Raw genomic sequence first — 482 nt, 5'->3', positions numbered from 1 at the left:
ACTATTAATAAACAAAGAGATAATAAACCTATTATTTTTGTAGTTATGACATTATCTAATGCCGAATTGCCTAAACAAATGGAAGATAATTTTAACGAATATAAATTTTATTTAGAAAATAGAAATGACCTTATTTTCGAAAGAAAAGAATCACCATCAAGTAGTAAAAATAATGTTAAAGACGCCGATTATACATTCAAAGTTGAAACTAATAAAGTATTTGTTCTAGGTGCTTCTTCATTCGGTGCTAACAGAATATATACTGAACAAGGTATTTTAGATAAGTTCATTTCTGAGATTTCAAACAATTACTTTGTTGTCTTTATTCGTGATGAAGCACATATCGGAACAAGTGAATCAGGGATTAAAGGTAAAAACAAACAAGCCGTTGAAAACTTTTACGAAAAAATGAGTAAAGCATCTAATTTTCAAATTAATATGACTGCTACACCAAAAGGTATTTATGAACAAGTTAAGATCAG

At 27.8% G+C, this 482-nt stretch carries 1 protein-coding gene; it reads left to right on the top strand.

All coding sequences use genetic code 4. The features are described 5' to 3' along the window. The coding region (locus N9R85_RS03895; protein WP_262858668.1) for a DEAD/DEAH box helicase family protein at positions 1 to 482 on the top strand (482 nt) is incomplete at both ends.

Source organism: Mycoplasma sp. CSL7503-lung, from assembly GCF_025515455.1.
In the GTDB taxonomy this organism is placed as follows: Bacteria; Bacillota_I; Bacilli_A; order Mycoplasmatales; family Metamycoplasmataceae; genus Mycoplasmopsis.
Note: the sequence above shows the minus strand (reverse complement) of the source record. Positions and strands in the feature narration are given on the sequence as shown.